This is a genomic window from Planomonospora algeriensis, from assembly GCF_977012225.1.
The window spans coordinates 1-5,874 of sequence record NZ_CDRNDK010000398.1 but is presented as its reverse complement, the minus strand read 5'-3'; the positions used below and the strand labels follow the sequence as shown (position 1 = coordinate 5,874).

The 5,874-nt window shown below is 71.9% G+C and carries 6 protein-coding genes; all 6 read left to right on the top strand.

Annotated elements, in window-relative coordinates:
* Positions 1 to 133: 133 nt before the first annotated feature.
* Positions 134 to 766: a GntR family transcriptional regulator gene (locus ACWJ6R_RS28555; protein WP_449065195.1), complete on the top strand. Its 633-nt coding sequence runs from the start codon at positions 134 to 136 to the stop codon at positions 764 to 766.
* 76 nt (positions 767 to 842) lie between these two features.
* Positions 843 to 1,193, top strand: a complete 351-nt coding sequence (locus tag ACWJ6R_RS28550; RefSeq protein WP_449065194.1) for a hypothetical protein — start codon at positions 843 to 845, stop codon at positions 1,191 to 1,193.
* A gap of 344 nt (positions 1,194 to 1,537) precedes the next feature.
* A complete protein-coding gene (locus ACWJ6R_RS28545) occupies positions 1,538 to 2,986 on the top strand; it encodes a sugar transferase (protein ID WP_449065193.1) in 1,449 nt (482 codons plus the stop codon).
* A 2-nt stretch (positions 2,987 to 2,988) separates the two neighbouring features.
* Complete coding sequence (locus tag ACWJ6R_RS28540) at positions 2,989 to 4,056, top strand: glucose-1-phosphate thymidylyltransferase (RefSeq protein WP_449065192.1); 1,068 nt, start codon at positions 2,989 to 2,991, stop codon at positions 4,054 to 4,056.
* On the top strand, positions 4,053 to 5,021 hold the full coding sequence (gene rfbB, locus ACWJ6R_RS28535) for a dTDP-glucose 4,6-dehydratase (RefSeq protein ID WP_449065191.1): 969 nt from the start codon (positions 4,053 to 4,055) through the stop codon (positions 5,019 to 5,021). The genes ACWJ6R_RS28540 and rfbB overlap by 4 nt, the downstream gene beginning before the upstream one ends.
* Positions 5,018 to 5,874: dTDP-4-dehydrorhamnose reductase (gene rfbD / locus ACWJ6R_RS28530; protein ID WP_449065190.1), on the top strand; the 857-nt coding region annotated here is incomplete at its 3' end. The genes rfbB and rfbD, both read left to right, overlap by 4 nt.

Here is a 5,874-nt window from a genome sequence, read left to right as displayed (position 1 = left end):
GGACCGGAGCCCCGCCGCCGAGGCCGCCGTCGTCCCCGCTCCCGTCGCCGAGGTCACCGTCGTCCCCGCGCCCGCCCTCGCCGACGGCGTGATCCGGGCCGCCGGGCCGGAGCGCCGGCAATAGGCTCCTGGTGTGACCGTCCCCCTGCGCCCCGTCTCCGCCGTCACCGCGCTCACCGAGGAGCTGCGCCGCCGGGTGCTCTCCGGGGAGATCCCGCCGGGCACGGCCCTGCCCGAGCAGGAGCTCTCGGCCGCCTACGGGGTGGCCCGCCCGACGGTCCGCGAGGCGCTGGCGGCCCTGGTCCACGAGGGACTGCTCCGCAGGGAGCGGCACCGCAGCGCCCAGGTGGCCGAGGTGACCGGGGAGGACCTGGACGACCTGACGTTCGTCCGGCGTCCGCTGGAGGACCTGATGGCCGCCTCGCTGGCCGGGCGGCGGGTGGCCGAGGCGGACGGGGCGCTGGAGCGGATGGCCGCGCTGCCGGGCGACGCGCCCTGGTCCGACGTGGTGGCCGAGCACATGGCACTGCACCAGGCCCTGATCGTCGCCGTGGGCAGTCCCCGGCTGGAACGGCTCTACGCCGTGCTGGCGGCCGAGACCCGGCTGGGCCTGGTCCGGCTGCGCGACTCCTACGCCGACCGGGACGTGCTGGTGGCCGAGCACCGCGACCTGCTCGACGCGATCGGCGCGGGCCCGGAGGAGGCCGCCCGCAGGGCGGTCGCCGCGCACCTCGACCACGGCTGGGGCGCACCCTCCGGGGTGTGATCCGCGCGCGGCGGCGACCGGCCGGCTCGCGCGGCTCTATTGCGTGACAAGCCCCGGAGTCGTCACAATCGCGGCCATGCACGGCAACTCAGTGCCGGATACCTACGTCTACGTCACCGAAGAAGGCGTGACCCGTCACTACGCGGACGGCAGCGTCGACGCCCTCGCGTGGGAGGACGTCGTCGAGGTGCGGATCGCGGGCGAGAGCGACGCGGAGATCCTGTACATCCTGCTCGACCGGGACGGCCAGGGGTGCGTCGTGCCCCGGTCGGCGACGGACGCCACCTTCCTCGCCCGGCTCCGCTATCTTCCGGACTTCGACATCGACCGGCTCAGCGCGGCGGTGGACTCCGCCGACGATTCCGCGGTCGTCGTCTGGCGCAGCCCCGATCCGCCGTCGCCCCTGCCGGACCTGGAGTACGACTGACGCCCGACGCCGCCGGCCTGTCAAGAACAACTCATGACAAATCCGGATAGTTGCAATCATGTCGTTTTTCATTCCCGATATCGTCCGATCTGGGACGTCAGGGGAATCCGTGACGTCTGACGAGACGGTTCGAACTGCCGCTCGGGACGGTCGCGTACGACACGAGATGTCAAGAATGCATATTCACAGACATGTGACCGTATGTGGACATCGGTCTTGCCTATGCGTGAACTTTGCCGCTTCCTACGATCTCTAGATATGTCTGGCAACTGGTGGTAAGCGGTCAACCAGGGGGATGCCAGGGGCGTCTGTTGTTCGTGGGTGGGGCGAGACGGCGAGGGACGATGGACAGTTTAGTGAGTGAGCCGCTGCGTGCACCTCGGCAGCGGCTGGGTTCGCACGACTGGATGAAGCACTATCTGCGGACGGCCGCCGCGGGCGACCTGGCCTGCGTCTCGGCCTCCCTGGCGGGGGTGGTGGCCGTCCGGCACCAGATGGGCTACCTCTATGCCCAGGAGACCTGGCTGGCGCTGTGCATCATCATGCTCTGGCCGCTGGCCATGATGATCACCGGCGGTTACGACCAGCGCTACCTGGGGGACGGGCCGGAGGAGTACCGCCGCGTCTTCCAGGCGGCCATCGGCATGGCCTCGGCGGTGGCCATCGCCGCGTACGCCACGCAGACACCGATCGCCCGCGGCTACGTGATCGTGGGGATCCCGCTCGCCGGCCTCGCCGACCTCGTCTTCCGGTACGGCTACCGCAAGCGCCTGCACCGCCGGAGGCACGAGGGGGAGTGCCTGCGCCGGGTGCTCGTGGTGGGGCACTGGTCGTCGGTGCTCGAACTGCACACCCAGCTGAGCCGGGAGCGCCACCACGGCATGCGGATCGTCGGCGCCTGCCTGCCCGCCCCCGAGGGACGGGCGCCCCGCCAGTTCGACGGGTTCCCCGTGCTCGGCGACCTGCACAGCGCCGCGGACGCGGTGCGGCTCGTGCAGGCCGACACCGTGGCCGTGCTCTCCTGCCCGGAGCTCGACGGGCTCGCCCTGCGGCGGCTGGCCTGGCGCCTGGAGGAGACGGGCACGGAGCTCTACGTGGCCTCGGCGCTCATGGAGGTCGCGGGTCCGCGCATCAACATCCGGCCGGTGGCCGGGCTGCCCCTCCTGCACGTGGACCACCCCGACCTCAACGGCGCCCGGCAGCTGGTCAAGGGGGTCTTCGACCGGGTGATGGCGGCGGTCGCGCTGCTCGTCCTGCTCCCGGTGTTCCTGGCGCTGGCCGCCCTGATCAGGTTCGGCGGCCCGGGTCCCGCGCTGTTCCGGCAGACGCGCGTGGGCCGCGGCGGGCGGGAGTTCACCATCCTGAAGTTCAGGACCATGGTCCCCGACGCCGAACTCGTCCGCGAGGAGCTCCTGGAGAAGGACGAGGGCAACGGCGTGCTCTTCAAGATTAGGAACGATCCAAGGATCACGCCGGTGGGCGCCTGGCTGCGGAGATACTCCCTGGACGAGCTCCCCCAGCTGGTCAACGTGCTGCGCGGCGAGATGTCCCTGGTCGGCCCGCGGCCGCCGCTCCCGGCCGAGGTCGCCAGGTACGGCTCCGACGTGCGGCGGCGCCTGCTCGTCAAGCCCGGCATGACGGGGCTCTGGCAGGTCAGCGGCCGATCGGACCTCTCGTGGGAGGAGTCGGTCCGACTCGACCTGAGATATGTGGAGAATTGGTCATTGGTCCTGGACCTGCAAATACTCTGGAAGACCTGGTCGACGGTGACCACAGGGGAAGGGGCTTACTAGACGTGAAGGCGCTCGTACTGGCCGGAGGGTCCGGCACGCGCCTGCGGCCGATCACCCACACCTCGGCGAAGCAGCTCGTCCCGGTCGCCAACAAGCCCGTCCTGTTCTACGGGCTGGAGGCCATCGCCGCGGCGGGCATCCGCGAGGTCGGCATCGTGGTGGGCCACACCCACGCCGAGATCGAGGCGGCCGTGGGGGACGGGTCCTCCTTCGGGCTGGAGGTCACCTACCTGCGCCAGGAGGCCCCGCTCGGGCTGGCGCACGCCGTGCGGATCGCGCGGGACTTCCTCGCCGACGAGGACTTCGTCATGTACCTCGGGGACAACTTCATCGTCGGCGGGATCAACGCGCTGGTGGAGCGCTTCACCGCCGAACGGCCGTCGGCGCACATCATGCTGACCCGGGTCGCCGACCCCGGCCAGTTCGGCGTGGCCGAGCTGGGCCCGGACGGCGGGGTGATCGGGCTGGAGGAGAAGCCCAGAGAGCCCAAGAGCGACCTCGCCCTCGTGGGCGTCTACCTGTTCAGCCCCAGCGTGCACGAGGCGGTCGCCGAGCTGAAGCCGTCCTGGCGGGGCGAACTGGAGATCACCGACGCGATCCAGTGGCTGATCGACGACGGCCAGCGGGTGGAGTCGACGGTCGTCTCCGGCTACTGGAAGGACACCGGGAACGTCACCGACATGCTGGAGGTCAACCGGCTGGTCCTGGAGTCGCTGGAGCCCGCGGTGGCCGGCGAGGTGGACGCCGCCAGCGAGCTGATCGGCCGGGTCGTCGTGGAGCCGGGCGCGCGGGTGCTCCGCTCCCGCATCGTCGGCCCCGCGGTGATCGGTCCCGGAGCGCAGGTCACCGACTCCTACGTCGGCCCGTTCACCTCGATCGCAGCCGACTGCACGGTCACCGCCAGCGAGATCGAGTACTCCATCGTCCTGCCGCGCTCCTCCATCAGGGGCGTGCGCCGGATCGAGGCATCCCTCATCGGCCAGGACGTCGAGGTGACTCCGGCCCCCGCCACTCCCAGAGCCCACCGGCTGGTGCTGGGCGACCACAGCAAGGTGCAGATCAGTTCATGAGAGTCCTCGTCACCGGCGGCGCCGGTTTCATCGGTTCCCACTACGTGCGCACCCTCCTCACCGGGGGGTACCCCGCGTTCGCGGGCGCGTCCGTGACCGTGCTCGACAAGCTCACCTACGCGGGCAACCTCGCCAACCTCGCCCCGGTCGAGGGCGGCTACCGCTTCGTCCACGGTGACGTCTGCGACCCCGGCCTGCTCGCCGAGGTCGTCCCCGGCCACGACCTCGTGGTCAACTTCGCGGCGGAGTCGCACGTCGACCGGTCCATCGACGGCGCCGCCGACTTCGTCCGCACCAACGTGCTGGGCACGCAGACACTGATGCAGGCCTGCCTGGACGCCGGGACGGCGAAGGTCGTCCAGGTCTCCACGGACGAGGTCTACGGGTCGATCGAGACCGGTTCGTGGACCGAGGAGGCGCCGCTCCGGCCGCGCTCGCCGTACTCCGCGGCGAAGGCGGGCGGCGACATGATCGCCCGCGCCTACGCCGTCACCCACGGCCTGCCCGTCAGCATCACCCGGTGCGGCAACAACTACGGCCCCTACCAGTTCCCGGAGAAGGTCGTCCCGCTGTTCGTGACCAACCTGCTGGAGGGGCGGAAGGTCCCACTCTACGGCGACGGCGGCAACGTCCGCGACTGGGTCCACGTGGACGACCACTGCGCTGGCATCCAGCTCGTCGCCGAGCGGGGCGAGCCCGGCGAGGTCTACCACATCGCCGGTACGGCGGAGCTGACCAACCGCGAGCTCACCGACCGGCTGCTGCGGGCGTGCGGGGCGGACTGGGGAAGCGTCGAGTACGTCGAGGACCGCAAGGGCCACGACCGCCGCTACTCCCTCGACGACGGCAGGCTGCGGGCCCTCGGCTACCGGCCCGGCACGGAGTTCGACCGGGGCCTGGCCGAGACCGTCCGCTGGTACGCCGACAACCCCTCGTGGTGGAAGCCCCTCAAGGAGGCGAAGTGACGCGCTGGCTGGTCACCGGTTCGCGGGGGCTGCTCGGCGCCGACCTGGTGGCGCTGCTGCGCGCCGAGGGGGAGGAGGTCGTCGCGCTCGGCCGGGAGGAGCTGGACGTCCGCGACACCGAGGCGGTCCGGGTCGCCCTCAAGGACGCCGAACCCGACGTAGTGGTCAACTGCGCGGCCTGGACCGCGGTGGACGACGCCGAGGCGGCGGAGGAGCGGGCGCTGGCGGTCAACGGCGACGGCGCGCGGGCCGTGGCCGCCGCCTGCGCCGAGACCGGGATCCGGCTCCTGCACCCGTCGACCGACTACGTCTTCTCCGGCCGGGAGACCGGTCCGTACGCCGAGGACGCCCCGGCGGCCCCGGTCAACGCCTACGGCAGGACCAAGCTGGCGGGCGAGCGGGCGGTGCTGGAACTGCTGCCGGACACCGGCTACGTCGTCCGCACGGCCTGGCTGTACGGCGCCGCGGGCCCGAACTTCGTCCGGACGATGATCCGCCTGGAGTCGGAGCGGGAGACGCTCGACGTGGTCGACGACCAGCACGGGCAGCCGACCTGGACCGCCGACCTGGCCCGGCGGCTGGTGGAGCTCGGCCGGTCGGCCGCGCCCGCCGGCGTCTACCACGGCACCGGCTCCGGCCGGACGACCTGGTACGGCCTGGCCCGCGAGGTGTTCGCCCTGCTCGGCGCCGATCCCGGCCGGATCCGCCCGGTGCCGGCCTCGGCCTTCCCCGCCCCGCGCCCCGGCCCGCCAACAGCGTGCTCGGCCACGACCGGTGGGCGGCGGCGGGGATGGCCCCGATGCGGGACTGGCGGGAGGCCCTGCACGCCGCCTGGCCGTCGCTCACCGGGTGA